At 64.2% G+C, this 26,251-nt stretch carries 26 protein-coding genes, 1 tRNA gene and 1 other RNA gene; 15 read left to right on the forward strand and 13 right to left on the reverse strand.

What is annotated here, in order from left to right; translation table 11 throughout:
* The first annotated feature begins 196 nt into the window (after positions 1-196).
* The 8 genes from CXY78_RS16210 to rnpB all read left to right on the forward strand — a co-directional run bounded on the left by CXY78_RS16210 (position 197) and on the right by rnpB (position 4,935).
* The gene (locus tag CXY78_RS16210) at positions 197-667 is read left to right on the forward strand and encodes a peroxiredoxin (protein WP_092342228.1); all 471 of its coding nucleotides are present in this window, start codon (positions 197-199) and stop codon (positions 665-667) included.
* 71 nt (positions 668-738) lie between these two features.
* A tRNA-Val gene (locus CXY78_RS16215) sits at positions 739-811 on the forward strand.
* An 81-nt stretch (positions 812-892) separates the two neighbouring features.
* A complete protein-coding gene (locus CXY78_RS16220; protein WP_104090257.1) occupies positions 893-1,594 on the forward strand; it encodes a GAF and ANTAR domain-containing protein in 702 nt (233 codons plus the stop codon).
* Positions 1,595-1,603: 9 nt separating this feature from the next.
* Positions 1,604-2,317 carry a GAF and ANTAR domain-containing protein gene (locus CXY78_RS16225; RefSeq protein ID WP_174774985.1) on the forward strand — a complete coding sequence of 238 codons (714 nt, stop codon included), beginning with the start codon at positions 1,604-1,606 and terminating at the stop codon, positions 2,315-2,317.
* A 132-nt stretch (positions 2,318-2,449) separates the two neighbouring features.
* Positions 2,450-2,785 carry a hypothetical protein gene (locus CXY78_RS16230; RefSeq protein ID WP_092342224.1) on the forward strand — a complete coding sequence of 112 codons (336 nt, stop codon included), beginning with the start codon at positions 2,450-2,452 and terminating at the stop codon, positions 2,783-2,785.
* Positions 2,786-2,866: 81 nt separating this feature from the next.
* The gene (locus tag CXY78_RS16235; RefSeq protein WP_104090258.1) at positions 2,867-3,685 is read left to right on the forward strand and encodes a Nif3-like dinuclear metal center hexameric protein; all 819 of its coding nucleotides are present in this window, start codon (positions 2,867-2,869) and stop codon (positions 3,683-3,685) included.
* Positions 3,686-3,758: 73 nt separating this feature from the next.
* On the forward strand, positions 3,759-4,496 hold the full coding sequence (locus CXY78_RS16240) for a zinc ribbon domain-containing protein (RefSeq protein ID WP_104090260.1): 738 nt from the start codon (positions 3,759-3,761) through the stop codon (positions 4,494-4,496).
* A gap of 59 nt (positions 4,497-4,555) precedes the next feature.
* Positions 4,556-4,935, forward strand: an RNA gene (gene rnpB, locus CXY78_RS16245) — RNase P RNA component class A.
* A gap of 25 nt (positions 4,936-4,960) precedes the next feature.
* Here the strand turns inward: rnpB and CXY78_RS16250 are convergent.
* Genes CXY78_RS16250 through CXY78_RS21755 form a run of 3 tightly spaced genes read right to left on the reverse strand, consistent with a single transcriptional unit; the run spans position 4,961 to position 6,178 of the window.
* On the reverse strand, positions 4,961-5,530 hold the full coding sequence (locus tag CXY78_RS16250) for a hypothetical protein (RefSeq protein ID WP_140425729.1): 570 nt from the start codon (positions 5,528-5,530) through the stop codon (positions 4,961-4,963).
* Positions 5,515-5,763 (reverse strand): hypothetical protein, encoded by a 249-nt coding sequence (locus CXY78_RS16255; protein WP_092342216.1) that lies wholly within the window; start codon positions 5,761-5,763, stop codon positions 5,515-5,517. Before CXY78_RS16255 ends, CXY78_RS16250 begins: the two co-directional genes overlap by 16 nt.
* Complete coding sequence (locus CXY78_RS21755) at positions 5,711-6,178, reverse strand: hypothetical protein (protein WP_233206218.1); 468 nt, start codon at positions 6,176-6,178, stop codon at positions 5,711-5,713. Before CXY78_RS21755 ends, CXY78_RS16255 begins: the two co-directional genes overlap by 53 nt.
* Between CXY78_RS21755 and CXY78_RS21760 the strand changes: the two genes are divergently transcribed.
* The gene (locus CXY78_RS21760) at positions 6,165-6,635 is read left to right on the forward strand and encodes a tripartite tricarboxylate transporter permease (protein WP_233206219.1); all 471 of its coding nucleotides are present in this window, start codon (positions 6,165-6,167) and stop codon (positions 6,633-6,635) included. The genes CXY78_RS21755 and CXY78_RS21760 overlap by 14 nt on opposite strands.
* 76 nt (positions 6,636-6,711) lie before the next feature.
* Here CXY78_RS21760 and ppgK read toward each other — a convergent pair whose 3' ends face one another.
* Complete coding sequence (ppgK, locus tag CXY78_RS16265) at positions 6,712-7,470, reverse strand: polyphosphate--glucose phosphotransferase (protein WP_092342212.1); 759 nt, start codon at positions 7,468-7,470, stop codon at positions 6,712-6,714.
* Between the two features lie 32 nt (positions 7,471-7,502).
* Positions 7,503-8,366: a type I methionyl aminopeptidase gene (gene map / locus CXY78_RS16270; RefSeq protein ID WP_104090264.1), complete on the reverse strand. Its 864-nt coding sequence runs from the start codon at positions 8,364-8,366 to the stop codon at positions 7,503-7,505.
* A gap of 12 nt (positions 8,367-8,378) precedes the next feature.
* Between map and CXY78_RS16275 the strand changes: the two genes are divergently transcribed.
* Positions 8,379-8,567 (forward strand): SPOR domain-containing protein, encoded by a 189-nt coding sequence (locus CXY78_RS16275; protein WP_092342208.1) that lies wholly within the window; start codon positions 8,379-8,381, stop codon positions 8,565-8,567.
* Between the two features lie 5 nt (positions 8,568-8,572).
* Here the strand turns inward: CXY78_RS16275 and panB are convergent, their stop codons facing one another.
* Positions 8,573-9,457 carry a 3-methyl-2-oxobutanoate hydroxymethyltransferase gene (gene panB, locus CXY78_RS16280; protein WP_104090266.1) on the reverse strand — a complete coding sequence of 295 codons (885 nt, stop codon included), beginning with the start codon at positions 9,455-9,457 and terminating at the stop codon, positions 8,573-8,575.
* Positions 9,458-9,572: 115 nt separating this feature from the next.
* Between panB and CXY78_RS16285 the strand changes: the two genes are divergently transcribed.
* A complete protein-coding gene (locus tag CXY78_RS16285; protein WP_092342204.1) occupies positions 9,573-10,910 on the forward strand; it encodes a glutamine synthetase family protein in 1,338 nt (445 codons plus the stop codon).
* A 36-nt stretch (positions 10,911-10,946) separates the two neighbouring features.
* Entirely contained in the window at positions 10,947-14,030 is a 3,084-nt protein-coding gene (locus tag CXY78_RS16290) for a bifunctional [glutamine synthetase] adenylyltransferase/[glutamine synthetase]-adenylyl-L-tyrosine phosphorylase (RefSeq protein WP_104090268.1), read from the forward strand.
* Positions 14,031-14,176: 146 nt separating this feature from the next.
* Here CXY78_RS16290 and glnA read toward each other — a convergent pair whose 3' ends face one another.
* Complete coding sequence (gene glnA, locus CXY78_RS16295; RefSeq protein WP_092342201.1) at positions 14,177-15,601, reverse strand: type I glutamate--ammonia ligase; 1,425 nt, start codon at positions 15,599-15,601, stop codon at positions 14,177-14,179.
* Between the two features lie 144 nt (positions 15,602-15,745).
* Here glnA and CXY78_RS16300 point away from each other — a divergent pair, with 144 nt between their 5' ends.
* Positions 15,746-16,174 carry an RDD family protein gene (locus CXY78_RS16300; protein WP_233197526.1) on the forward strand — a complete coding sequence of 143 codons (429 nt, stop codon included), beginning with the start codon at positions 15,746-15,748 and terminating at the stop codon, positions 16,172-16,174.
* A 64-nt stretch (positions 16,175-16,238) separates the two neighbouring features.
* Here the strand turns inward: CXY78_RS16300 and CXY78_RS16305 are convergent, their stop codons facing one another.
* Genes CXY78_RS16305 through lipB form a run of 3 tightly spaced genes read right to left on the reverse strand, consistent with a single transcriptional unit; the run spans position 16,239 to position 18,688 of the window.
* On the reverse strand, positions 16,239-16,946 hold the full coding sequence (locus CXY78_RS16305) for a DUF4191 domain-containing protein (RefSeq protein ID WP_092342197.1): 708 nt from the start codon (positions 16,944-16,946) through the stop codon (positions 16,239-16,241).
* A 60-nt stretch (positions 16,947-17,006) separates the two neighbouring features.
* Complete coding sequence (gene lipA, locus CXY78_RS16310; protein WP_104090269.1) at positions 17,007-17,996, reverse strand: lipoyl synthase; 990 nt, start codon at positions 17,994-17,996, stop codon at positions 17,007-17,009.
* A complete protein-coding gene (lipB, locus tag CXY78_RS16315; RefSeq protein ID WP_092342193.1) occupies positions 17,993-18,688 on the reverse strand; it encodes a lipoyl(octanoyl) transferase LipB in 696 nt (231 codons plus the stop codon). The genes lipA and lipB overlap by 4 nt, the downstream gene beginning before the upstream one ends.
* A gap of 185 nt (positions 18,689-18,873) precedes the next feature.
* Here lipB and CXY78_RS16320 point away from each other — a divergent pair, with 185 nt between their 5' ends.
* Complete coding sequence (locus CXY78_RS16320; RefSeq protein WP_158253336.1) at positions 18,874-20,661, forward strand: protein kinase; 1,788 nt, start codon at positions 18,874-18,876, stop codon at positions 20,659-20,661.
* Between the two features lie 36 nt (positions 20,662-20,697).
* Here CXY78_RS16320 and CXY78_RS16325 read toward each other — a convergent pair whose 3' ends face one another.
* The 3 genes from CXY78_RS16325 to CXY78_RS16335 form a co-directional block, all read right to left on the reverse strand.
* Positions 20,698-22,176, reverse strand: a complete 1,479-nt coding sequence (locus CXY78_RS16325) for a 2-oxo acid dehydrogenase subunit E2 (RefSeq protein ID WP_104090272.1) — start codon at positions 22,174-22,176, stop codon at positions 20,698-20,700.
* A 62-nt stretch (positions 22,177-22,238) separates the two neighbouring features.
* Positions 22,239-23,612: a dihydrolipoyl dehydrogenase gene (gene lpdA, locus CXY78_RS16330; protein WP_092340189.1), complete on the reverse strand. Its 1,374-nt coding sequence runs from the start codon at positions 23,610-23,612 to the stop codon at positions 22,239-22,241.
* Between the two features lie 100 nt (positions 23,613-23,712).
* Positions 23,713-25,206: a leucyl aminopeptidase gene (locus tag CXY78_RS16335; RefSeq protein WP_092340188.1), complete on the reverse strand. Its 1,494-nt coding sequence runs from the start codon at positions 25,204-25,206 to the stop codon at positions 23,713-23,715.
* Between the two features lie 103 nt (positions 25,207-25,309).
* Between CXY78_RS16335 and CXY78_RS16340 the strand changes: the two genes are divergently transcribed.
* Positions 25,310-26,233, forward strand: coding sequence for a proteasome assembly chaperone family protein (locus CXY78_RS16340; RefSeq protein WP_092340187.1), 924 nt, complete (start codon positions 25,310-25,312; stop codon positions 26,231-26,233).
* The last annotated feature ends 18 nt before the right edge of the window (positions 26,234-26,251 follow it).

Genomic DNA, 26,251 nt, shown 5'->3' on the forward strand with positions numbered 1-26,251 from the left:
TAAATGAGCAGGTTGGATTGCAACCAGCGGCACCACGTAAGCCTACAGATTTTTACTCGTCGTCCGCAGACGGAGGGTTCACCAGCCAAATTTCACGAGGACGGATCCACGCGGTCTGTGAATCCGCGCACATTGCGGGGCTAGAGTGTGTCACCGGCCAATCCGTGCGCGCAGGCGCACCAGGAAAGGAGCATTTATGGCTCTCGAAAACGACACCCAGGCACCCGACTTCAAACTGATCAACCAGTTCGGCGAAAGCGTTCAGCTCAGCCAGTACCGGGGAACGAAGTCGGTCGCGCTCGTCTTCTTTCCGCTGGCCTTCTCCGGAATCTGCAGCGGTGAGCTGTGTGAGTTGCGCGACAACCTCGCTCTGTTCGACGATGGCGGCGTTGAACTGATTGGCATTTCGGTCGACTCCCGACACGCCCTGCGGGCCTTTGGTGAGCAGGAGAAATATACCTTTGACCTGGTCGCGGATTTCTGGCCGCACGGCGCCGTCGCAAAGGAATATGGCGTCTTTCTCGAGGAGAAGGGCTTCGCCAATCGCGCGACTTTTCTGATCGACCCGAGCGGCATCATCCGTTCCAGTTTCATCACCGCACCGGGCGAGGCGCGGTCGATTGAGTCGTATCGGGCCGCGCTCGAGCAGTTGGCACCGGTTCTCTGAACCCGTCGGGTCGCCAATCGCGCAGCGACTCTGACCTATACTGAGAACGCCCGCGACAAACGTCGTCGCCGGGGCCTTTAGCTCAGTTGGTAGAGCGCCACGTTTACACCGTGGATGTCATCGGTTCGAGCCCGGTAGGGCCCACAGAGATTTCTCCCACAGCTTGTGATCGTGAGGTCGAATGACACGCACGATGCAGGTGCGTCCGGATTGGGTGCGTGCTCAGTGACTGATCGGCTGGCCTTCGGTGCCGCGGTGGAACAGCTGTCGCTCGCTCACGAGAGTCGCGCGAGCATCTGTGAGCCTTTTCTTCAGGTGCTGCCGGTCAACGCCGCAGCCGTCTGCACGCTCGTGAATCCATTTGGACGCGAAACAGTCTGCGCGAGCAATCCGATGGCCGCGCTCTTTGATGAGCTGCAATTGGACCTGGGTGAAGGGCCATCCTGGGACGCGCTGCACACTCGGCGCCCCTTGCTCATTAATAATTTTCAGACGTCCACGGGCGCGACCTGGCCGACACTAATGAACGCCTCCAGGCACACCGGTGTGCATGCCGTCTACGCCTTTCCGCTGAGCTTGGGGTCGCTCGATATCGGTGCCGTTTCCCTGTTTTCGAACCATTCCGACGGGCTGTCTCCCGCACAGATTCTCGATGCGCAAGTGCTCGTGCACATTGCTTCCGTGCAGGTTTTACGTGGTTCCCTCGCGTCGCAAACACTTAAAACGAATCTGGAAGATAATGAAGGATATTCGAGGCGTGTCGTTCATCAAGCGACCGGAATGGTTCTGGCCCAGCTCAATCTTTCCGCCGCCGACGCGCTTCTGATAATTCATGGACATGCTTTTGCTCATGGACGAACTGTTCGGGAAGTCGCCGCTGATGTAGTGACACGACAGCTGGATTTTTCGTCGATTCCCGAGTCTTAGAATGGAAATATGGTGACAAAAACCCGGGAAGGTCAACTCCTTGAGACCTTCGTTACCCTGGCCGACACACTCGTCGCCGATTACGACGTTGTCGACCTCTTGCACACGCTGGTGGAGAAATGTGTCGCACTATTAGAAGCCTCGGCGGCGGGCATCATCCTCTCAGCTGGCGACGGTGAACTCGAAGTCATGGCGTCGACCAACGAACGCAGCCGCTTGGTGGAAATTTTGCAGTTGCGTGCCGGAAGCGGCCCCTGCGTCGAAAGCTTCACGACCGGGCTGGCCGTGGCTATTCCGGACATCGACAACACCGGTGACAAATGGCCCAAGTTTCGGCAGGGAGCTCTAGCTCAGGGATTCGCGTCGATGCATGCCGTACCGCTGCGCCTGCGCGCGACGACGATCGGTTCGCTCAACCTCTTCTGGGATCGCACCGGCGGGCTGAGCACTGCAGATACCAACACGGTGCAGGCCCTCGCTGACGTCGCGACCATCGGCATCCTGCAGGAACGGGCTATTCGGGAGAGCGATATTGTTCGCCAGCAACTCCAGCATGCTCTCAGCAGTCGGGTGCTGATCGAGCAGGCCAAGGGTGTGGTGGCCTATACCCACGGGGTGCACATGGGCGATGCGTTTGACAAGATTCGCGGATATGCCCGCAACAACGGCCTTCCCCTCGCGGACGTCGCCGAGCGGATCGTGAATCGCGCGCTCACGCTGTAACACTGCGGTCCAGTGCGTTTATGCGAGATAGCCGAGTTTCCATCGTCGTGGGGGTAGACCGGGCATATACTGCTAGAGCGACCCCGGTCCCTGGAAGCACCTGCATTTTCCGTGAGCTTTCGAGGGGCAATCATGAAACGCATATTTCACCCGGGCGGTTCAGTAATAACCGGCAGCGATCTGGCTGATGCCGTACTCCTTTACGCCGAAGCACTGTGTAACCGCCGGCAGGTCGACGTCGTCGACATCCCGGTGATGGGAGATGATGGACACCTGCTGCGTGCCCAGTTCCTGATTGGTTCGGCCAGCCAGCTGGTCAGCGTGACGGCCGACAGTCCGTCGCCGGAGTTGGTTGAACCGGAGACCACCGATTTTCTGCACCGCAAAGCCCAAACCGGGGCCATGATTCCCGCGGCCTGGACCCGTGAGGAATCGGCCGTCGCCCAGTTCGACGACTTCGACTACTGACTTATCTTTCGCCGGACCGGAGCATTGGGTTGCACCGTGTCCGGCGAAGCCCCAGCGCCGGGCGCCCGGTAGGCTGAACGAGTGTCATTCTCGCTAGCCGACGTTATCCGCGTCGCTCATACCCTGTGGCCCCCGGGCGGTGCCGAGGCCTGGGACGCACCTGGCCTGGTCAGCGGAGATCCGAACCGGCCGATTCGCAGCATCCACTTGGCTGTCGATGCCGTCTCCGACACCGTCGACGAGGCCGTCGAGGCCGGCGCCGACCTGCTGCTGACGCATCATCCGTTGCTGCTGCGCGGTGTCACGAGCATTGCCGAAGACGGCTACAAGGGCGCCCTGCTCAGTCGCCTGATTCGCGCAGACTGCGCACTGCTCGCCGCGCACACCAACGCCGACGTCGTCGCTGACGGCGTGTCCGACGTGATCGCTACCCGGCTGGGACTGATCGACGCCCTACCCATCACCGACAGTGCCGCGCCCGGAACCGGCATCGGTCGCGTTGGACGCCTGGCCGAGCCAACAACCGTGGGGCACCTCGCGCACACCGTGCTGGCCTTGCTGCCTGCGACTGCGTCGGGCGTGCGCGTCGCGGGCGACTATTTGACACCGGTCACCACCGTCGCGTTGTGCGGCGGTGCAGGCGATTCATTGCTGCGCCACCCCAGCGTGCTGACAGCGGATGTCTACATCACCTCCGATCTGCGTCATCACCCCTCCTCCGAAGCGCGAGAGCAAGCGCTCTGCACGGGCGGCCCCGCGCTCATGGACGTGTCGCACTGGGCCAGTGAGTGGCTCTGGCTGGAACCGGCGGCCGAGCAGTTGCGAACAGCTCTTCCCGGGATCGTAGTCACCGTCAGCGAACTGAACACCGATCCGTGGTCCTTCGCCGTCGTGCACTGACTAGTGCACTAATCTCCGAGTCATCCCCATTTTTTCGTACCACATCTCATCAAAAGCGTTAGGTCAGGACATCGTGAAGGCATCACCACTCCAGCAGAAGGAACTTCTGCGGCTTCAGGCCCTGGACATCAAGGTTCTTCAGCTCAGCCACCAGTCAAAATCGCTCGTGCAGCACGCCGAACTGGCCGACCTCAATCGTGAAGCCGAGGCCAGCCGCATGAAACTGCTCGGTCGGTCGGGCGAGCTTGACGACGTGCGCACCGAACTGGGACGCATCGAGAGCGACGTCGAGGTCGTGGAGAAGCGAATCGCGCGCGACACCGACCGCCTGCAGCACACCTCGTCGATCAAGGACATCCAGGCTCTGGACTCCGAAGTCGCCTCGCTCAAGAAACGCCTGTTCGACCTCGAAGAGATCGAGATCGCTGTGCTGGAGCGCCAGGAAGAGCACGAGGCTGCCGTCGCCGTGGTGGAAAAGGAGCGTGACGCCATCGCCGAACGTGTGAGCGCGACCGAATCCGCGCGCGACGAGGTGTTGGTCGACCTCACCCGCCAACTCACCGAACTCACGCGCGACCGGGCCACCGTAGCGGCCACCATCCCCGACGACCTCGCGGCGCTGTACGAGCGTCTGCGCATCACCGGCCACGGCAACGCCGCGGCCCTGCTGCGCGCCCGAACCTGCAGTGGCTGCACCATGACCCTCACCGGCAGCGACCTCGCCGATGCCCGCCAGGCACCGGCCGACGAGGTCATTTTTTGCCCCGATTGTGGCGCAGTGCTGGTGCGCACCGAAGAGTCCGGAATCTAGTACCGATGGGGCGTGCGTTCGGCGGCAGCCCGCGCGCCCGGTAGACTCAATTTACGGAATGGGTCGGCAAGACGGTCGCGTCGTTCGTTAGATCTTCGGATCGAGCGGATGCCGAGGAACGTCCGGGCTCCATAGAGCAGGATGGTGGGTAACGCCCACCCGGGGCAACCCGCGAGACAGTGCCACAGAAAGTAGACCGCCACCAGCGCGAGTTGGTGGTAAGGGTGAAACGGTGGTGTAAGAGACCACCAGAGGCCAGGGTGACCTGGTCGGCTCGGTAAACCTCGTCCGGAGCAAGGTCAGACAGAAAGCGTTGAGGCGGCTCGCCGAGCTTTCGGGTAGACCGCTAGAGGGCTGCGGCAACGTAGTCACGAGATAGATGGCCGTCGACGGTGTGCGAACACCTGGACAGAACCCGGCGTACTAGCCGGCCCATTCCACTTCTTTGCTGGCCAGGCGGCCGATCAACCGGCCGCGGTCCAGTGGTAGAGCTTTTCCGGCCGCCCGGCCCGGCCACACTTCTGGGTGATGTCGGCGCGTTCGGCGGCGAGCAGATATTCGAGATACCGGCGGGCGCTGAGCCGGGCCAGGCCCAGATGCTGGGCCACATCGCTCGCCGAGATGCCCACCACGACGCGCTGGAGTGTTGCCACAACGGCATCGAGGGTCACCTCGGACAGCCCCTTGGAGAGCGACAACCCGGTGGAGTCAGCGGGAACGGTCGGTGCAGCTGCACCGGCGGCAAGGGCGGCGGGCGCGAGCGCGCCGGGTTGCAGCATCCGGTCGATGCGGGCCTGATCGAGCATCGATGGTGCGATCGCGGCGTGATCTCGGAGTTCCTGCCGGTGCTGAACGTACTGGTCGAGTCGCTCAAGCAGAACGGTCGAGGTGAATAGCTTGACCAGGTAATGCATGACGCCGCCGGCCATCGCGGCCCGCACGGTGTCGAGTTCCCGGGCCGCGGTGATAGCGATGATATCGACCGGGTCGGCTGGATTCTCGTGTGGACTGGCCGGACTCAAAGATTCGCACACGGTCCTTCTCCTTGATTCCCGGACCGTCGTCGGAGACGACGAAGGTAGTGCCGGTGCCTGTCGGTGCCGAGGCGCACCAGGATGGTACCGTCGGCGCAGATTGCTTCCATCGCGTTGTCGATGAGGTTGCCGAGCACAGTGACCGGATCGGTCGTGCCGTCGGGCGCGAGGATTGACCCTTCATCGATGACCAAACGGATGCCCTTCTCGGCCGCGATAGTGCTCTTGGCCATGAGCAGGCTCGCAACATCCGGGTGGGTGATGCCGGGGGAGAGCGCCGGGACACCACGGAACCGCCATGGCCGCACCGAGCACCTCCGTCGCCGGGCTCGCCACCGAGTCATCGTCGGCACCGAGCAGCCTCCGTGCCTCATCGTTGACCAGGGCGACTGCGCCGAGGACGTCAACCGCGACGACGCCTTCGCCGATGCCGTGCAGCATCGCATCGTGCGTCTCCAACAGGGAAGCGATCTCCTCAGGCTCCAACCGGTGGATCCGGCGCCACACCATGCGGGATATGACCATCGCCCCAGCCGTTCCCACTAGGGCAGCACCGACGAGCCAGATCACGAGTTCGGGCGGTACCTTGTACAGGTCGGCGCGGAGGGCCTCCTCCAGAATGCCCACCGAAGCCATGCCGAAGATCATTGCCAGCCTGTACGTCGGCAACCTGATGCTGCTGATTCTGAACCTGCCGCTGGTCGGTATCTGGGTGAAGATTCTGCAGATCCCGCGCCCGTACCTGCACGCCGGAATTCTGGTGTTCGCCGGGCTCGGTGCATTCTCGCTCAACTTCACGCAGGTCGATGTGGTAATCCTGCTCGTGGATGGCGTGCCGGGCTTCTTCATGCGGCGCTACGGCTACCCGATCGCTCCCATGATGGTCGGGCTGATTCTCGGCCCGATCTTGGAAAACCAGCTGCGACACACGCTCGCGATCTCGCAGGGAGACCCGCCGGCGCTCATCGCGTCGCCGATCGCGGCCACCATCTATGTGTCGCTGATCGTGATCTTCGCTCTGTCGTACTGGATGAAGTGCCGCCAGCGGACCTCGGTATCCGAGGCCGTGGCAGTAGACGAGGTCGCCGAACCGATGGCTCGGTAACGCTCGACTGACCTAACGACAGCAGGACCGACACCACTTACGTGGAGTCGGTCCTGCTGTCGTTAAGCTTCGAAAATCAGCCCGGGAAGCGCGCGGCGAGGGCGGCCGCGCCGAGGATACCGGCGTTGTTCCGATGCACAGCAGGGATGATGCGGGTCTTCAGATTGAGCAGAGGCAGAAAGTGCTCGTGGTGCTTGGAGACTCCTCCGCCGACGATGAACAGGTCGGGGGAGAAGAGCAGTTCGAGGGTCGAGTAATACTTCTGCAAGCGTGCGGCCCATTTGTCCCAGCTGAGGTCGTCACGTTCCTTGGCGGAGTATGCCGCACGGGTTTCATAGTCGTAGCCGTCGATCTGCAGATGGCCCAGCTCAGTGTTGGGCACGAGCACGCCGTCGTTCAGCAGCGCCGAACCGATCCCGGTACCGAGCGTGGTCAGCAGCACGACGCCGCCGACGTCTTTGGCCGCACCGAACTGTGATTCGGCGTAGCCTGCAGCATCCGCATCGTTAACGAAGTGAATCGGCAGGCCGAGACCCTTTTCGAACAGGGCTTCCGCGGCGAGCCCGATCCACTTCGACGATACGTTCGCGGCCGACATGGTGTGACCGTTCTTCACGACCGCGGGAAAGCACACGCCCACCGGGAGGTCTCCGACGTCCTTCGAGACGGTGGCGAGCAGGGTTCGGGTGGTCTCGACAATGTCCTGCGGCCGACCACCCTTGGGAGTGGGCAACTTCACGCGGTCAGAGAGGAGCGCGCCGGTGGCCAGATCGACTACCGCACCCTTGATTCCCGTGCCACCGATGTCGATGCCGATTGCGGTCTGTGCCGTCATGTGTTGATCCTCTATCCGTTCGAAAAGGTCGGTCAGACCAGGGTCAAAATCTCGGCACCGCGCTCGGTTACAACGAGGGTGTGTTCGAACTGTGCGGTCATGCTGCGGTCACGTGTCAGCACGGTCCAGTCATCGCTCCAGATGTCCCAGTCGCTCGTGCCGAGGGTCAGCATCGGCTCGATGGTGAAGACCATCCCGACCTCCATCACCGTGTCGTACTGCGGTGCGTCATAGTGCGGAATGATCAGACCGGAGTGGAAGGCTTCGCCCACCCCGTGGCCGGTGTAGTCGCGCACGACGCCGTAGTTGAAGCGCTTGGCGTAGGACTCGATGGTTCGTCCGATCACGTTGACCTGACGCCCAGGGGCGACGGCCTTGATACCGCGCGCGAGCGCTTCCCTGGTGCGTTCGACCAGCAGCGTCACCTCCTCGGTGGCTTCGCCCACGATGAAGGTGACGTTGGTATCGCCGTGTACGCCATTCTTGTACGCGGTGATGTCTATGTTGACGATGTCGCCGTTTTCGAGCACCGTGTTGTCCGGGATTCCGTGGCAGATGACCTCGTTCACCGAGCTGCACAACGATTTGGGGTATCCGCGGTAGCCGAGGGTCGAGGGGTAGGCATCGTTGGCCACCATGTAGTCGTGACCGATCTGGTCCAGCTGCTCGGTGGTGACGCCGGGAACGATGGCTCGGCCGACAGCGGCGATCGCCTCGGCGGCGATGCGGCCGGACTCGCGAATGAGGTCGATTTTCTCGGTCGAATAGACGTCAGATCCGGTGAAGGGGCTCGGCCCCTTCTTGCCCACGTACTCCGGGCGAACGATGTGAGATGGAACGGAACGGGTCGGTGACACCGTTCCCGGGATGAGGTGACCGATTGAATCCTTAGGCATAGGATCAAGCTTATGGCCGACGACAAAGAACACGCATTCTGGTACAACATGCGCACCGGGGAGGTGGAGCACGGCCTCCAGTCGACATCGCTGGATCGGGTCGGGCCGTTCGCCACCCGTGACGAGGCAGCCCACGCTCTGGAGAAGCTGCGTGCGAACAGCGCCAAGTGGTCGGAAGACGACGCTCAGGACGCCCGCTAGCCGTTCTACTCGTAGCTGTGCTCTGGCGCGGGGTACGCGCCAGAGGCGACGTCCGCGGTGAACCGCTGCACAGCATCCGTCAGTACCGCCCGAACGTCGGCGTACTGCCGCACAAACTTGGGCACCCGGCCGCTGGTCATACCGGCGAAGTCGGTCCACACCAGGAGTTGGCCGTCAACGGATGGTCCCGCCCCGACCCCGATCGTCGGGATCGACAGTCGTTTGGTCACGCGAGCTGCGACGGACGCCGGCACCATCTCCAGGACGACGGCGAAAGCGCCGGCGTCCTGCACGGCGAGAGCGTCAGCGATAAGCTCGTCGGCGGCATCCCCTCGGCCCTGAATGATGTGGCCGCCCAAACCGTGTTCACTCTGCGGGGTGAAACCGACGTGTCCCATCACGGGAATTCCGGCCGAGACGATACGCCTGATCTGCTTGTGGCTGCGCTGGCCGCCCTCGAGCTTCACCGCGTGGGCCTGGGCTTCCTTCATGAACCGTACGGCGGTCGCCAGGGCTTGGTCCGGCCCGTTCTCGTACGACCCGAACGGCATATCGGCCACGACCAGGGCGCGAGTCACCGCACGGGCAACGGCACGGGTCAGCGGGATGAGCTCGTCCACCGTGACCGGCAGGGTGGTCTCATACCCGAAGACGTTGTTGCCGGCTGAGTCGCCCACGAGCAGAAAATCGATTCCGGCCTCGTCGAAAATCTGGGCGGTCAACATGTCGTAGCTGGTCAGGCCGGTGATGGGGATGCCCTGCGCCTGGGCGTTCTTAAAGTGGCGGGTGCGCACTCGCTTCGGCCCGGAAGCCGCGTTGTAGGGATGCTGCACTGCGGCATCGGCGGAAGAAACCGTGGAATCGGGCTCGGGTGCTGTCAACTCTGGCATGCGACAAGTGTAGTCAGGCAAGCAATCGTGCCTGGAGCCAGTAGCCTAGACAGTAGTTATTGGGGTCGGTAGTTGTTTTGCTGGCTACCTGTTTGAGCAATCAGAGAGAGCGTGAATGGACAAGCAGCGCGACTTCGTTCTTCGGACCATCGAGGAGCGAGGAATCAAGTTCGTTCGACTCTGGTTCACCGATGTCGTCGGCACCCTCAAATCCGTGGCGATCGCGCCAGCCGAAGTTGAAGGTGCCTTCAACGAGGGCCTCGGCTTCGACGGTTCAGCCATCGAAGGCCTCACCCGCTCGTTTGAAGCGGATGTCCTGGCGCACCCGGATCCCACGACCTTCCAGATCCTGCCCTGGCGCGGCGAGGTCGACCCCACCGCCCGCATGTTCTGCGACATCACCACCCCCGACGGTCAGCCAGCCGTGGCCGATCCGCGCAACGTGCTCAAGCGCACCCTCGCCAAGGCAGCCGACCGCGGATTCACGTTCTACACTCACCCCGAGGTGGAGTTCTACCTGCTCAAGTCGTCGAAATACGGCAAGAACGGGCCGGTTCCGGTCGACTCGGCCGGCTACTTCGACAACGTTCCCGGCGGCACCGCCCACGACTTCCGCCGCCGGTCGGTGCGCATGCTCGAAGACCTCGGTATTTCTGTCGAGTTCAGTCACCACGAAGCCGGTCCGGGCCAGAACGAAATCGACCTGCGCTATGCCGACGCGCTCACCACCGCAGACAACATCATGACCTTCCGTACCGTGGTGAAGGAAGTCGCGATCGAGCAGGGCGTGTACGCGACGTTCATGCCCAAGCCCATGTCGGAACACCCCGGATCGGGCATGCACACGCACATGTCGCTGTTCGAGGGGGACGCGAACGCGTTCTACGAGGCCGGTGCCCAGTACCAGCTTTCCAAGATTGGCCGTCAGTTCATCGCCGGGCTGCTCAAGCACGCCCCGGAGATCACTGCGGTGACCAACCAGTTCGTCAACTCGTACAAGCGGCTGTGGGGCGGTGACGAGGCCCCGAGCTTTGTCTGCTGGGGCCACAACAACCGCTCCGCGCTGGTTCGCGTACCGCTCTACAAGCCGAACAAAGGCCAGAGCGCCCGCGTCGAGTACCGCGCCATTGACTCCGCAGCCAACCCATACCTCGCGTATTCGCTTATGCTGGCCGCCGGCCTCAAGGGCATCGAGGAAGGCTACGAGCTGCCGCCGGAGGCCGAAGACAACGTGTGGAGCCTCAGCGACACCGAACGTCGTGCGCTTGGGTACACGCAACTGCCGGCCAGCCTCGATCACGCCATCCAGTTCATGGAGGAGTCAGAGCTCGTCGCCGAGACCCTCGGCGAACAGGTCTTCAACTATGTTCTGCTGAACAAACGGCAGGAGTGGCGCGACTACCGCTCGCAGGTTACCCCGTTCGAACTGGAAAAAAACCTGGAGATGCTCTAACTCACCAGTGGTCGATGACCGAAGGAATCACCCGCGATGGAGCGTTTGCAGTTGACCCTGACCGAACTCGTTCGGGCGGGTTTCGTCGACCTTGCCGAGGTGCGTGCCCGCCTCGATGAGGTCGCCCAGCTCGGTGCGGTCAGCCCGCACACTGACCCGGATTCGGCCGGGAGGCTGACCGAGACGCGGGCGCTTCTGCCGCTCCTCGCGGTGACGGCCAGCCCGGATGCCGCGCTGGTAGCGCTGGTCGCCCTGCTGCGACCGGGGTCGCCCGAACTGTTTGAGCTCTTGCAGTCAGCCACGGCGACCGGGCGGCTTCTGAAGGTTCTTGGAGCCTCCAGCGGACTCACCGAATTCTTCCTCAGGCATCCGGTGGAACTCTCGGTTTTGGCAACGCCTCTTGTGGTGCTACCCAGCCTCGACGAACTGGTCAGCGACCTGTTGGACTCGGTCGGTGCGACCGGGGGATTCTCGGAGCTGGTCGACGACGCGGCCTGGATTGCCCTGCGGGTGCGCTATCGTCGCCGACTGGCGCAGCTGGCGGCCTTCGACCTCGAACAGGCCGACCCCGTGGCGGGGCTCGACGGCGTTGCCCGCACCCTGTCCGACCTCGCCACCGCAGCGCTCGAAGCCGCCCTCGCGGTCGCCCGTACCATGTCGAGCGGTAACACGGCCGGGCGCGGTGTTTTTCCAACCGAACAGGTGCGTGCCACCCGCCTGGCCATTATCGGAATGGGCAAGGCCGGCGCGAGCGAACTCAACTATGTGAGCGACGTCGACGTCATCTTCGTCGCCGATGGGGACGAAGCGGCCGGGCTGGAAAGCTCCCGAGCCGTTGAGATCGCCACCCGCCTGGCCGTGCTCATCATGCGCGGCCTGGGCGAATCCGGCATCGAACCTGAGCTGTGGGAGGTCGACCCCAACCTGCGCCCTGAGGGCAAGAGCGGTGCACTCGTACGGTCGATCGAATCACACCTGGCCTACTACGACCGCTGGGCCAAAAGTTGGGAGTTCCAGGCACTGCTCAAGGCCCGCACACTGGCCGGTGACCGCGCGCTGGGGGCGCGTTATCTCGATGCGGTCACGCCCAAGGTCTGGAGCAGCGCCAGCCGGGAGAATTTCGTCGAATCGGTGCAGCGGATGCGTGAGCGCGTCACCGACAACATTCCCGACGACGAGGTCGACGTTCAGCTCAAGCTGGGCCCTGGCGGGCTGCGCGATATCGAGTTCACGGTGCAACTGCTCCAGCTCGTGCATGGCCAGACCGACCCCGACGTTCGACAGGCCGGTACCCTGCCGGCGCTGACCGCCCTGGCCACCGCCGGGTATGTGGGCCGGGCCGAAGCCACCGAATTTGCCCAGGACTACCGCATGCTGCGCCTGATGGAGCATCGGCTGCAGCTGCAAAAGCTTCGCCGTACCCACCTGGTGCCGCGGGACGAAGCGAACCTGCGGGTATTGGCTCGCTCGACCGGTCTGGCCACGAGCGCTGACGGGCTGACCATCCGCTGGTCGGAGACCAAACAACGGGTGCGCGGCCTGCATGAGCGGCTGTTCTACCGGCCCCTGCTGTCGGCGGTGGCGTCGCTCCCCGCCGACGGCCTCAACCTGACGAGCGCACAGGCCGAGGCCCGTCTCGCCGCAATCGGCTTCCTCAATACCAAGGGTGCACTGGCCCACATCGCCGCTCTCTCCGGCGGGGTGTCCCGGCGTGCGGCGATCCAGCGGCACCTGCTTCCCGTGCTGTTGCAGTGGCTGTCCCAGGGAGCTGACCCCGACTACGGCTTTCTGGCCTTTCGTCGCCTGAGCGACAACCTCGGCTCGACCTACTGGTTTTTGCGCATGCTTCGGGATTCCTCGGGCGCCGCCGAGCGACTCACCCGGGTCTTGTCCGGAAGCCGGTACATCGGCGAGCTCCTGGAAAAGATCCCGGAGGCGGTGGCCTGGCTAGAGGACGAGGCCGACCTGCAGCCACGGCCGCGCAAATCCCTGCAGGATGAGACCCGAGCCGTGCTGGGCCGGCATGAAAGCCCAGATGCTGCCGCCACCATCCTGCGCGCCGCCCGTCGCCGTGAGATGCTGCGTCTGGCATTCGCCTCGCTACTCGGCCAGATCGATCTCGACCAGCTTGGCCAGGGCCTGACCGACGTCAACGCGACCTATATTCAGGGCGTGATCGCCGCCATCCGTGGGGGAGACCTGAACGATCAGGGCGGCGCCGACGGGTCGTCCGGCGGCGACGGTATTGAGTTCGGTGTGATCGGCATGGGCCGGTTTGGCGGCGCCGAGCTGGGTTTCGGCTCCGACGCCGACGTCATGTACGTCTTCCGTGCCGGCACCCTCGACGGCGAAGCTGCCAATGATCGGGCCCGCTACATTGTGCGCGAGCTCAACCGGCTCACCGAGGACTCGCGTCTGCCACTGGACCTGGACATTGGGCTGCGGCCCGAGGGCAGCAATGGCCCTGTCGTTCGGTCACTGGAGTCCTACCAGGCCTACTACCGGCGCTGGTCGCTCACCTGGGAGGCGCAGGCGCTTCTTCGCGGCCGTGGGGTCGCCGGCGACGCTGCTCTATTGCGCGACTTCACGGCCGTCGCCGACGAGGTGCGGTATCCCCCCGCGATCAGCGAACAGGCCGTGCGCGAGGTGCGCCGCATCAAGGCGCGGGTGGAGAACGAGCGGCTGCCGCAGGCCGCCGACCCCAACCGGCACCTGAAGCTCGGGCGCGGCTCGCTCAGCGACGTGGAATGGCTGGTGCAGCTTTTGCAGTTGCAGCACGCGGCAGCGATTCCGGCGCTCCGCACGACGTCGACGCTGTCGGCTTTGGCCGAGGTGGTCCGTGCCGGCCTGGTTCCGGCAGCGGATGCCGCGGTGCTGCGCAGCGCGTGGATCTTCGCGTCCCGTGCGCGGTCGGCCATCACCCTGTGGACCAATCACACCTCGAACGTCTTGCCGACCGATCGTGCGGCCCTCGAAGGAATCGCCCGGGTCATGGAATACCCGCCCGGCTCGGGCAATCAGCTCGAGGACGACTATCTTGCTGTGACCCGCCGGGCACGTGCCGTGTTCGAGCGACTGTTCTACGGCCCCGTGGAGCGTCCGGGGCCCACTGTCGGCTGATCCGGCACGAGGCGCGTGACAGGAGTGCACTCGGCAACACAGCACGCGGCAACGCGTCACCTTGCAACACAGAAGGGACCGCATCCGAAGATGCAGTCCCTTCCCAGTCACGCGGGCCCGATGAACGGATCGCGCGCATCTACTGCTTAGACGCCGTAGTAGAGCTCGAACTCGAACGGGTGCGGACGCTGGGCGAGCGGCTTGATCTCGTTTTCGCGCTTGTACTCGATCCAGGTCTCGATCAATTCGGGTGTGAAGACGTTTCCTGCCATCAGGAAGTCGTGGTCGGCTTCGAGGGCCTGCAGGGCCTCCTCGAGTGACGCGGGCACCTGGGGGATGTTCTTGGCTTCTTCGGGCGGCAGCTCGTAGAGGTCCTTGTCGACCGGCTCGTGCGGCTCAATGCGGTTCTTAATACCGTCGAGGCCGGCCATGAGCTGAGCGGCGAAGGCGAGGTACGGGTTACCAGACGCGTCGGGGGCGCGGAACTCGAGACGCTTGGCCTTGGGGTTGGTGCCGGTGATCGGGATACGGATCGACGCCGAACGGTTACCGGCCGAGTAGACCAAGTTGACCGGGGCTTCGAAGCCGGGGACGAGACGGTGGTACGAGTTGACCGTGGGGTTGGTGAAGGCGAGCACGGCGGGGGCGTGCTTGAGCAGACCTCCGATGTACCAGCGCGCCACGTCGGACAGTCCGCCGTAGCCGGCCTCATCGTAGAACAGCGGTTTGCCGTCGGCCCACAGGGACTGGTGGGTGTGCATACCGGAGCCGTTGTCGCCGAAGAGCGGCTTAGGCATGAAGGTCGCGGTCTTGTTCCAGTCATGCGCCGTGTTCTTGACGATGTACTTGAATTTGAGCAGGTCGTCGGCCGCGTGCACCATGGTGTCGAACTTGTAGTTGATCTCGCCCTGGCCGCCGGTGCCGACTTCGTGGTGGCTGCGCTCGAGCACGAGGCCCGATTCGATCAGCTTGAGGCAGATGTCATCGCGCATGTCGACGTGCTGGTCGACCGGGCTGACCGGAAAGTAGCCGCCCTTGAACGGGGTCTTGTTGGCGAGGTTTCCGCCGTCTTCCTTACGACCCGAGTTCCAGGCACCCTCGCTGGAGTCGACCTTGTAGTAGCTGGTGTGCTGGTTCACTTCGTAGCGCACGTCGTCGAAGATGTAGAACTCGGCTTCGGAGCCGAAGAAGGCGGTGTCGCCGATGCCGGTGGAGGCGAGGTACTTCTCGGCCTTCTTGGCTACCTGGCGCGGGTCCTTGGAGTAGATCTCACCGTTGCGCGGGTTGTAGATGTCGAAGAGCATGATGAGCGTCTTCTCGGTGCGGAACGGGTCCAGGTATGCGGTCGACACGTCGGGGATGAGCTGCATGTCGGATTCGTGGATCGACGCGAAACCGCGGATCGAGGAACCATCGAACATTTGGCCAACGGTGAAGAACTCTTCATCGACGGTGGATGCCGGAATGTTGAAGTGCTGCTGCACACCGGGGAGATCGGTGAAACGGATGTCAAGAAACTTGACGTCATTGTCTTTGATGAATTTAAGCACTTCGGACGAATCGCGGAACATGCGGAATAACTCCAGACGACGAGGGCGTGGAAACGGCCGAATCGGACACATCGGCTTCATTGAGATTAGTAGCGCTGCGTTACTTGTCCGTGACGCTTATGTTTCGCCCATGTTACAGGCAGGCCCCATCGGTAGACTCATCGGGTGCCAGCCTCCGACTCCCGCCCGAACACTTTTGGTCAGCTTCCACCCAGTAGATGGCCGGGGGAGCGGCTCGGATTACCCCAGATCGGGCCGAGTTCCATCGGCCGCCCCGGTCGACGGATGCTCGGCTTCGCCATCGACTGGGCCATCGCCATCGGCGTCTCAGCGATCTTCTTCAACTATGACCCGGCGGCGAACCTGATCATCTTCGTCATCCTGCAGATCGTCTTCATCCCGACCATCGGTGCCAGCATCGGTCACCGCTTGGTGGGCCTCCGACTTATCTCTATCCACGGGGGCTGGATTGGTCTCTGGCGACCCGTGGTGCGGTCGCTGTTGCTCGGAATTGCCCTCCCGGCGTTGGTCTGGGATTCCGACCAGCGTGGCTTCCACGACAAAATTGCCGGAACGGCGCTCATCCGGCAGTAATAGCACTGCGATGACGAAGAACGGCCGGGCGATGGACGCCCGGCCGTTCTGTTGTCTGTTGAGGTCAGCCGCGCTGGGGGCGCGCCTTCATGGGGTCGACGCCCTTGGGAATGGGAAGTTTCGTGCCCATAGAGTTGAGGCGGTTGTTTACAGCGAGCACCTCGGCCTTAGTCAGCGTGGGCTTGATCCTGGTCAGGCGGCGAGCCAGCTTGTGCAGTGGCACGGCGTCCTCGTCGGGTCCGACGGAAATAACCGTGATGCCGACGTTGCCGCCGATGCGCACAATCTTGCGTTTTTCTTCGTCGAGCATACGGGCAGTGCGCGTCTTGGGTCCCTCGCTGATCAGCACGACGCCGCCGCGACCGACCGCACGATAGACCGCATCCTGCGTCTTGCCGTTGACCGCTACCGGCATTTCACTGCCGACCCAGCCACGCTTCAGTGAACTGCGCAATACCGCCCCCACGGCACCGGGCTGACCCTCGATCTGGGAATACGCGGCCTTCTCGGCCCGACGACCGAGGATGATTAGCATGGCCAGAATACCGGCGAGCACGCCGGCGACGATCCAGAGCACCATCGTGAAGACGTTGCTCCCCGGGATCAGCAGGGCGAGGGCCAGGCTGATCAGAACGGGGACGACGAAGGCCAAAACGAGAATCCAGACGATGTTCGAGTCGTAGCGTCTCGTCATCTGGAATACCTGCCACATTTGCTTCAAGCGGCCGGGCTGTTTTGGTTTTTTGGGGGACTTTTCCTTGCTGCGTGCCATGGGTATAAGACTACCCAGTCACTCGAATGCCCCGTGACCGAATTCGCCTGTGTGCTCGCATCAGGAGACGGCCTGGGCGAACCCAAGTTGGGCATCCGCCAGCTGGCGCAATTCGGCCGGGATCTGGCGACCGGTTGCGACTATGGACTGGGCCCACAGCCGACCGGCGCGGTAGGACGAACGCACCAGCGGACCGGACAGGACGCCGAGAAAGCCGATCTCCTTGGCTTCCTCATTGAGCTCGACGAATTCCTCTGGGCGCACCCAGCGGGCCACCGGAAGATGCCGGGCGCTCGGGCGAAGGTACTGGGTGATGGTGATGATGTCGGTACCGGCCTCATACAGGTCGTGCAGTGCCTGGGTGATTTCTGCGCGTTCTTCACCCATGCCGAGGATGAGGTTGGACTTGGTGATCAGCCCGGCGTTGCGGCCCTGGGTGAGCACGTCGAGCGAGCGGTCATAGCGAAAGGCCGGGCGGATGCGCTTGAAAATGCGTGGCACGGTCTCCACGTTGTGGGCGAAGACCTCGGGTTTGGCGTCGAAGACTTGGGCGAGGTGTTCCGGATTGCCGGAGAAGTCTGGGACCAGAATCTCGACACCGGTGCCGGGGCTCTGCTGGTGGATCTGACGAATCGTCTCGGCGTAGAGCCAGGCGCCTTCATCGGGGAGGTCGTCGCGGGCGACGCCGGTCACGGTGGCGTAGCGGAGGTTCATCGACACGACGGACTCTCCGACGCGACGCGGCTCGTCCGTGTCATAGTCTGCGGGCTTGCCGGTGTCGATCTGGCAGAAGTCGCAACGGCGGGTGCACTGTGAACCCCCGATGAGGAAGGTCGCTTCGCGATCTTCCCAACATTCAAAGATATTCGGGCAGCCGGCCTCCTGACACACCGTGTGCAGGTTTTCGCTCTTCACCAGCGCCTGTAGCTTCTGGTATTCCGGCCCCATCTTGGCGACGGTCTTGATCCAGGCGGGCTTCCGCTCGATCGGCGTTTCCGCGTTGCGAATTTCCAGCCGCAGCAGTTTCCGGCCTTCGGGTACTGCGCTCATGCGTTCGTCCTGACGGTATCGAGGCTGGCTGGGGTCATGCTTGCAGGGGCCACCGGGGCGGCATTCAGGCTCATCGTGCGACGGAAAGCGGCCGTGATCGGATCGATCAATTCGCTCGGGTCGACGGTGCGGCCGAGCACACGGGTCATCGTGGTCACCCCGGCATCGCGAATTCCGCAGGCGATGATGCGCGAATAGGCATCCAGCGAGTTGCTGCAGTTGAGCGCGAAACCGTGCATGGTCACTCCCTGGGCAACTCGGATTCCGATCGCGGCTATTTTATCTTCGTGGCCGTCGGGTCCCACCCACACCCCTGAGCGTCCCGCAACGCGTACGGCATCGATCCCGAAGTCGATCAGGACCTCGATCAGGATTGCCTCAAGGGACCGAACGTAGCCGACGACGTCGACGGGTTCCGCGAGGTGCAGTATGGGATACCCGACGAGCTGGCCCGGGCCGTGCCAGGTGATCTTGCCCCCCCGGTCGACGTCGATAACCGGCGTGTCGTCGACGGGGCGTTCCTCCGGCAGAGTGCGTTTTCCGGCGGTATACACGGCCGGATGCTCCAGGAGGAGGACGGTGTCCGGTCGCTCGTGGGCGACGACGGAACGATGGACTGCGCGTTGGAGCTCTAGGCCCTCAACATACGGCACGGAGTTGGCGCTTAGCCCCGCGACGACAAAGTCGAGCATCTGCCCAGTCTAGGGGCGTCGCCGGCATTTTGGGCGCAGCGAGCACCCGGGCGCAGCGAGCACCCGGGCGCAGCCGGCGCCGGTGCCACCCGGACCGGCTCCTCCACAGCGGCACAGATCGCCTGTTCTGCACGAGAGCGGGGGACCTGAGCGCTCTGGCCGGCCCAGCGGCCGATCATGGGCAGGTGAGACGACGCTCTGAACAACCTCCGACTTCGGCCGATGACACAGCTGGCCGCGACTCCCGTGCCGGCCAGCGCGCGGCATACCCTAAGGCCGACGGCGCTTCCGCCACGACAGAACCGGTGCACCCGGAGGGGATTGTCGCCGGACACCGCGTGATCCGTTTGCTGGGCACCGGGGATCGAGCCGCGGTGTACCTGGGTCATTCCGGTGCGGCAAGCGCGGTGGCCCTCAAGGTCTTCCGCGCCGACACCGAGTCGACGAGCATCGAACTCGACATTGCCGTGCTGACCTCGGGGGCAGCGCCGGGACTCGTGCGCCTGCTCGACGTTGCGCAGCTCGGGGATGGTCGCATTTGTCTAGTCCTGGAACGACTCACCGGAGGATCCCTGGCTAGGTACTTGGTCGAACACCCTCGACTGTCTCCCGGCGAAGCTGTGACCCTGTTGGCACCGATCATCGTCGCCCTGCGCGCCATGCACACGGCCGGGTTCGCGCACGGGGCCATCAGCCAGGCGACAATTCTGCTGGATGCCAGCGGCCGGGCGGTGGTGAACGGTTTCGGTGCGGTTGCGCGGCTCACTGACATACCCAGGGAGCGGATGCGGCGGCTCCGCGCCGACTACGAACGCCTGGCTATCGTGATGGAAGCCCTCGTCGAGGCCGTCGATGTAACGGACACGCACCGCGCGAGCGGCGCGGCGCTCCTGCGGCGCTTTCGGGGCGCCATCGACCCGGCCGTTTCTCCGAAATCTTCAGACGGGGCAGCTGGCGCGGCAGGGGTCGGTTCGGTCCTCGGCACACTGGAGCATGACCTTTTCGATTGGGCTGACGCCGAACCGCTTGACGCCTTTCGCCTCACCCACCGATTGGAGGCCCAAACACAGAACGTGAACGCTGACGCGTTCGAGGCGGGGACTGGTCAGGTGAACGTGGTGCAACTCCGCCGCCACGAATTCGACGACGGATCCGATCACGGGTTCGACGACACGTCCAACGATGAGTTTACCGACACGATCGACGAGCTGTTCGACGACAGGTCGTTACCCGCGCGATTCGGCGTCGGTGGCGATGCCTTCACCAGTCTCATGGCTTGGGGCGCAGCCAGCCTGCGCCGGCTCCAGCCGCAGTCGCGTCCTGGTCGGTCGTTCGCGACCGTCGTTGATTCTGTGATCGACTCGCATCCGCTCAAGGCCGTGGCGCACGCCCTGCGCAAACGACTGTATGGGCACCACCGGCCGCTTTTGGTGGCAGCACTGGGCGGCGCCAGCATTCTCGTGCTCGCCCTGACCCTGTTCCCGGTATCGGGCCGTGCCGGTGACAGCGCGTTACCCGGCGCGTCGGGTGCCGACGGCACGTCGAGGAACAGTGCAGGGGCCACCGGCACTCCGGCCCCCGTACCAACGGTCGCGGGCTCCGCGGATGCCGCTCGTACGGCAGGCTTGGCGGCGATAGCGGGGGACAACCCGGTATCGGCCGTGCCGGTGCTCCTCGTGCGCCGGGCGGCGTGCCTGGTCGCTGCCTCCCTGGTCTGCCTGGTCGACGTGGATCAGACCGGCTCGGCCATTCTGGCCGCGGACAGCTACGATGCCCGCGAACGGCAGCAGGGCGGATCCGGCCGGGAGGTCGCCGACTGCGCGCCCTACCTGCCGTCCCTGGCAGAACGGAGCGGTGACCTGGCCGTGGTCGTGTTGACTCCGGCGTCCGGGCAGCAAAAAAGCCAGCCGGCCTCGGTCCTGGTGGTCAAGGGCGAGGGCGGCTGGCGTCTTCGTGAGATCTTCGACTACTGAGGTGTCCCAGGCCGAAACTTCCGACAGCTCGTACTGTTAGATTCCGAGGTTGCCCTCGAACGCACCGGCTTCGAGCCGCGCCTTCATCGTGGTGAGGAAGCGGGCTGCATCCGCTCCGTCGATGATGCGGTGGTCGTAGGACAGCGCGAGGTACACGCTGGAACGGATCGCGATCGAGTCGAGACCGTCGTTGGTGACAACGAGCGGTTTCTTGTACACGATGCCTGTGCCCAGAATGGCGCTCTGCGGCAGGAACACGACGGGCGTGTCGAACAGCGCGCCGCGCGAACCGGTGTTGGTCAGCGTGAACGTTCCGCCACTCAGTTCATCGGGCTTCAGCTTGTTGTCGCGGGTGCGAGCGGCGAGGTCGGCGATCTGGGCGGCGAAACCGGCCAAGTCGAGATCCCCGGCGTTACGCACAACGGGGGTCAGCAGGCCACGCTCGGTGTCAACGGCAATGCTGATGTTCTCCTGCGCCGGGTAGACAATCGTGTCGCCCTCGATCGTGGCGTTCACAATCGGGATGGCACGGAGGGCCTCAGCGGCAGCGAGGGCGAAGAACGGCAGGAAGGACAGCTTGTTGCCGGTCTTCTCGGCGAAAGCGCCCTTGACCCGGTCGCGGAGCAGAGCGACGCGGGTGACGTCGACCTCGACCACGGTCGTGAGCTGAGCGGATGACTGCATCGAGATGACAGCACGCTCGGCGACGACCTTGCGCAGGCGCGACATCGGCTGGGTGGTGCCACGCAGCGGCGAGACCTCGACGACCGGTGCGGCAGCGGTCGTGCCGAAGGCCGAGGCCGCCTGCACGATGTCTTCCTTGCGGATACGTCCGCCCACTCCGGTGCCGCTGATCGTCGCCAGGTCGACGCCGGCTTCGTTGGCGAGCTTGCGCACGATCGGCGTGACGTAGCCGCTGGTGCCAGCGTGTGAACCGCGTGCCGCGGGGGCGGCTGCGACGGGTGCGGGTGCTGCTGCCGGGGCTGCAGCGACCGGTTCTGGTTCTGCTGCAACGGGCGCTGGTGCAGCGACTGGTGCCGCGACGGGTGCGGGTGCGGGTGCTGCAACCGGTGCCGCAACGGGCTCGGGTGCTGCAACTGGTGCCGCGACGGGTGCGGGTGCTGCAACTGGTGCCGCGACGGGCTCGGGTGCTGCAACCGGCGCGGGTGCCTCGGCAACGGGCGCCTCAGCAACCGGCGCGGGTGCCTCGGCAACGGGCGCCTCAGCAACCGGCGCTTCTGCAGCCGGTGCCTCAGCGACGGGTGCGGCCGCGCCCGATCCGTCGCCGATGGTGACCAGGGGGGTGCCGACCTCGACGGTCTCATCTTCCTGCACCAGGATGGCTTCAATAATGCCGGCGACCGGAGACGGGATTTCCGTGTCCACCTTGTCGGTCGATACCTCGAGCAACGGCTCGTCGACCTCCACGCGGTCGCCCACGTTCTTGAGCCAGCGGGTGACCGTGCCCTCTGTGACACTCTCTCCGAGTGCCGGGAGGCTGACGGATTCGCTCATGCGTATGTCTCCTTCAAAACCGTTTACTTATCTGAAAAATCAATGAAAATTGTGGAATCCGACTACATCGCGTGAAGCGGTTTGCCGGCAAGAGCCAGGAAGGCCTCACCCATCGCTTCGCTCTGCGTCGGGTGCGCGTGCAGGAACGGAGCGATGTCCTCCGGGTACGCTTCCCAGTTCACCACGAGCTGGCCTTCGCCGATGAGCTCGCCGACGCGAGCACCGATCATGTGGATGCCCACGATGGGGCCATCCTTGACGCGCACCAACTTGACCGAACCGGCAGTTCCCAGAATCGAGCTCTTGCCGTTTCCGCCGAGGTTGTACTCGTAGGTGGAAATCTGGTCGGCACCGAACTTGTCGGCTGCCTTGGCTTCGCTGTAGCCGACGGAGGCAACCTCGGGGTCACAGTAGGTGACCTTGGGGATGTTCACGTCTTCGACGATGATCGGGTTCAGTCCGGCGATTTCTTCGGCGACGAAGATGCCCTGCTGGAAGCCACGGTGGGCGAGCTGCAGGCCGGGAACGATGTCGCCAACGGCGTACACGCCGGGGATGTTCGTGGCGAGGCGCTCGTCGGTGATGACGAACCCGCGGTCCATGGTGACGCCGACTTCGTCGAAGCCGAGGCCCGCGGTGACCGGTCCGCGGCCGACGGCCACGAGCAGGAGGTCGGCCTCAACGGTCGCACCGTTCTCGAGAGTGACCACGACGCCCGAATCGGACTGCGTGACACTCTGGAAGCGGATGCCGAGGGAATACTCGATACCGCGCTTGCGGAACGCACGCTCGAGTTGCTTAGAGATGGACTCTTCCTCGTTGGGCACGAGGTGCGGTAGAGCCTCGATGATCGTGACGTCGGCGCCGAAAGACTTCCAGACGCTCGCGAACTCGACGCCGATGACGCCGCCACCGAGCACGGCGACCTTCTTGGGAACGTAGTCCAGGGCGAGAGCGGTTTCGCTCGTGATGACGCGGCCGCCGATCTCGAGCCCGGGCAGCGAGCGAGAGTAGGAGCCGGTAGCCAGAATGACGTTCTTGCCGACGATCATGTCTTCGCCGACCTGAACGGTCGTGGGGGAGACCAGGTGGCCTTCGCCCTCAATCACGGTGATTCCGCGAGCTTTTACCAGGCCCTGCAATCCCTTGTACTTGCTGGCCACGATGCCCTCGCGGAACGCGGTGACAGCAGCGATATCGATGCCCTCGAACGCGGTCTTGACGCCGTATTTGGCGGCTTCACGGCTGAAATCGGCAACTTCAGCCGAGTGCAGGAGGGCCTTGGTCGGAATGCAACCGACGTGCAGGCAGGTGCCGCCGAGTTTGCCCTTCTCGATCAGACCAACGGTGAATCCCAGCTGCACGGCACGCAGCGCTGCTGCGTATCCACCGCTTCCGCCACCGAGAACGACAATGTCAAAATTCTGTTCCGACACTCAGCTACTCCCTCGCGCATTACGCTTTGTCACGACGGCCGACAGATTATGCTGCTCGACCGCGTGGTTTGACAAGCTTTTTCTTGCCCCTACGACTGTACTACGGGCGTGAAAAGTCCTCGGCCAGTCGAATCAGCGCCCGAACGGACACCCCGGTCGGGCCGGCAGCGGTGAATCCCCAGCCCGTGCCGGAGTTCTCGGCCGGTCCGGCAATGTCGAGGTGAGCCCACGGGATGGTCTGGCCGGCCGCATCCGTTCCGATGAATTCTTTCAAAAAGACCCCGGCGAGCAGCATTCCGCCGGCCGAGCTGCCGATCTTCGCGTTGGCGATGTCAGCGACGTCCGAGTTGAGGGTGGCGCGCAATTCTTCCGGGAACGGCATCGGCCAGGCGTTCTCGCCGGCCGCAGCGCTGGCCGCGAGCACGTGTTGAACGAGAGCGTCATCGCCCATGGCGCCGAAATACCGGTTGCCCAGCGCGACGACCTGGGCCCCGGTCAGGGTCGCGACGTCGATGATGGCGTCCGGGTGTTCTTCGCCGGCCGCGACGAGGCCGTCGGCGAGTACCAGGCGGCCCTCGGCATCCGTGTTGAGCACCTCGACGGTGCGGCCACCGCGCATGCGCAGCACGTCGTTGGGGCGGATAGCCGAGCCCGACGGCATGTTTTCGGCGATGCACATCCACGCGGTGATTCGCACCGGCAGCTGCAGCCGGGCCGCGGCGACCACCACGGCCAGAACAGTGGCGGCACCTGTCATGTCGTACTTCATGCCCACCATGGATGCCGGCGGCTTGAGCGAGAGTCCGCCGGTGTCGAATGTGATGCCCTTGCCGACCAGGGCGAGGTGCTTGCCGGCCCCGCTCGGGGTGTAACTGAGTTTGACCAGGCGCGGCGGGCGGGTCGAGCCGGCTCCGACCCCGGCGATGCCGCCGAACCCGTCGGCAGCGAGCTGCTGCTCGTCCCAGACCGTCACCTCGAGCTGCAGTCCGCTGGCGGCCTCGATCGCCAGATCGGCCAGCGCTGCCGGGTACAGGTCGAGCGGCGGCATGTTCACCAGGTCCTTGACCAGGGCCATGGCCTCGGCGCTGACCTGGGCGCGCTCCACAGCGGATGCCGCCGGTGTCGTCGTGTGCACCACGACGTTTCGGGCCGGAAGTTTGGTGGCGGCCAGCGAGCTGTGGCGGTAGGCAGTGTAGGAGTAGCCACCGAGCGCGGCGCCCTCGAGCACGGCCTCGACCTGGTCGGCGTCGCCCAGGGTAATGGCGAAGGCGACCGAGGTCGCGCCGGTCAGCTGCCGAACGGCAGACCCGGCCGCGTGGCGAAGGGCTGCGGTGCTGAGCACGCGCCCCAGTCCGACGACGGCGATGCTGCGCGGAGTGCCGGCACTCGACACCAGACGCACGATCTCATCGCGTGCTCCGGTGGCGTTCAGGAGCGGCAGCTGAGCCGTCACCGACGCGATCAGGGCGTCACCGAGGGTGACGTCCGCGACTAGCTGCACCCCATCATCCGTTTGCAGCGCAGCGAGGATGAGAATGTCGGCGGGGGAGCCCAGCGCGGACTCGGTGGACAGGGACAGGGTGGGAACAGTCATAACTCGATGCTATCCGGGGCCGTTACCAGGCTGTTCGCTCTGGGCACGATGGTGAAAGCCCCAAAACACAGCACAAATGTGCCCCTCGGATTAGAGTTAAGGAATGTCAGACCCCGAGGAGCTCTACGAACTCACCGCCGACGCCGCTGGCGTCCCGCAGGGGTTGCACCTGATTATGGGCCTGACTGGCTTCGCGGATGCCGGTGGTGCGGTAGCCCAGTTCACCGACTATCTGCTGACCACCCTGGATCACACCGTCGTCGCGTCGTTCGACACCGACACTCTGCTCGACTATCGGGCCCGGCGCCCGATCATCTACTTCGACCAGGATCATCTCACCAACTATCAGCCGCCGACGTTGCAGCTGTACCTGGCCCGCGATGAGATCGGGCAGCCGTTCCTGTTCTTGACCGGTTTCGAACCCGACTTCCGCTGGGAACAGTTCACTGCCGCCGTGCTGCAGCTCGTCGACCGATTCACGGTCGCCGGGGCAACCTGGGTGCACGCCATCCCCATGCCCGTTCCGCACACCCGACCGATCGGTGTCACCGTCAGCGGCAACCGTTCCGATCTCATCGAGAACCGATCGGTCTGGCGGCCGCACACGCAGGTCGCGGCCAACGTTCTGCACCTCCTGGAGTTCCGCCTGCAGGAACGTGGCGCCTCCACGGTCGGCTACGTGCTGCTCATTCCGCACTACCTGGGTGACACCGAATTTCCGGCCGCAGCCCTCACCGCGCTAGAGAGCACGAGCGCGTCGACCGGATTGATCTTTCCGACCGATCGCCTGCGGGAAGCCAATCGAGAATTCGTGGCACGCATCGATGACCAGGTGCGGAACAACCCGGAGCTGGCCAAGCTGGTGGGCACACTGGAGCAGCGCTACGATGCCTACATGGAGGGAAGCCCGCTGCGGTCGCCGCTCACCGACGAAGATGGCGAGCTGCCGTCGGCCGATGAAATCGCCGCCGAACTCGAGAACTTCCTCGCCCTGCGGCGCAGCCGCGATGACGGTGCCGCCAGCTAACGCAGCTGGAAGTATCTG

The sequence above is a fragment of the Cryobacterium sp. N19 genome, from assembly GCF_002929595.1.
Taxonomy (GTDB): Bacteria; Actinomycetota; Actinomycetes; order Actinomycetales; family Microbacteriaceae; genus Cryobacterium; species Cryobacterium flavum.

Bases quoted from the DNA above. Each gene is read 5' to 3' on its own strand.
- CXY78_RS16290 (WP_104090268.1), top strand. From the start codon at position 10,947: ATGGAGCGTTTGCAGTTGACCCTGACCGAACTCGTTCGGGCGGGTTTC.
- CXY78_RS16255 (WP_092342216.1), bottom strand. From the start codon at position 5,763: ATGGCCAAGAGCACTATCGCGGCCGAGAAGGGCATCCGTTTGGTCATC.
- CXY78_RS21760 (WP_233206219.1), top strand. From the start codon at position 6,165: ATGCCGAAGATCATTGCCAGCCTGTACGTCGGCAACCTGATGCTGCTG.
- CXY78_RS16225 (WP_174774985.1), top strand. From the start codon at position 1,604: ATGGTGACAAAAACCCGGGAAGGTCAACTCCTTGAGACCTTCGTTACC.
- panB (WP_104090266.1), bottom strand. From the start codon at position 9,457: ATGCCAGAGTTGACAGCACCCGAGCCCGATTCCACGGTTTCTTCCGCC.
- CXY78_RS16230 (WP_092342224.1), top strand. From the start codon at position 2,450: ATGAAACGCATATTTCACCCGGGCGGTTCAGTAATAACCGGCAGCGAT.
- CXY78_RS16305 (WP_092342197.1), bottom strand. From the start codon at position 16,946: ATGGCACGCAGCAAGGAAAAGTCCCCCAAAAAACCAAAACAGCCCGGC.
- lipA (WP_104090269.1), bottom strand. From the start codon at position 17,996: ATGAGCGCAGTACCCGAAGGCCGGAAACTGCTGCGGCTGGAAATTCGC.
- CXY78_RS16335 (WP_092340188.1), bottom strand. From the start codon at position 25,206: ATGACTGTTCCCACCCTGTCCCTGTCCACCGAGTCCGCGCTGGGCTCC.
- glnA (WP_092342201.1), bottom strand. From the start codon at position 15,601: ATGTTCCGCGATTCGTCCGAAGTGCTTAAATTCATCAAAGACAATGAC.
- CXY78_RS16210 (WP_092342228.1), top strand. From the start codon at position 197: ATGGCTCTCGAAAACGACACCCAGGCACCCGACTTCAAACTGATCAAC.
- lipB (WP_092342193.1), bottom strand. From the start codon at position 18,688: ATGCTCGACTTTGTCGTCGCGGGGCTAAGCGCCAACTCCGTGCCGTAT.
- CXY78_RS16340 (WP_092340187.1), top strand. From the start codon at position 25,310: ATGTCAGACCCCGAGGAGCTCTACGAACTCACCGCCGACGCCGCTGGC.
- map (WP_104090264.1), bottom strand. From the start codon at position 8,366: ATGCCTAAGGATTCAATCGGTCACCTCATCCCGGGAACGGTGTCACCG.
- CXY78_RS21755 (WP_233206218.1), bottom strand. From the start codon at position 6,178: ATGATCTTCGGCATGGCTTCGGTGGGCATTCTGGAGGAGGCCCTCCGC.
- CXY78_RS16325 (WP_104090272.1), bottom strand. From the start codon at position 22,176: ATGAGCGAATCCGTCAGCCTCCCGGCACTCGGAGAGAGTGTCACAGAG.
- CXY78_RS16285 (WP_092342204.1), top strand. From the start codon at position 9,573: ATGGACAAGCAGCGCGACTTCGTTCTTCGGACCATCGAGGAGCGAGGA.
- CXY78_RS16275 (WP_092342208.1), top strand. From the start codon at position 8,379: ATGGCCGACGACAAAGAACACGCATTCTGGTACAACATGCGCACCGGG.
- ppgK (WP_092342212.1), bottom strand. From the start codon at position 7,470: ATGACGGCACAGACCGCAATCGGCATCGACATCGGTGGCACGGGAATC.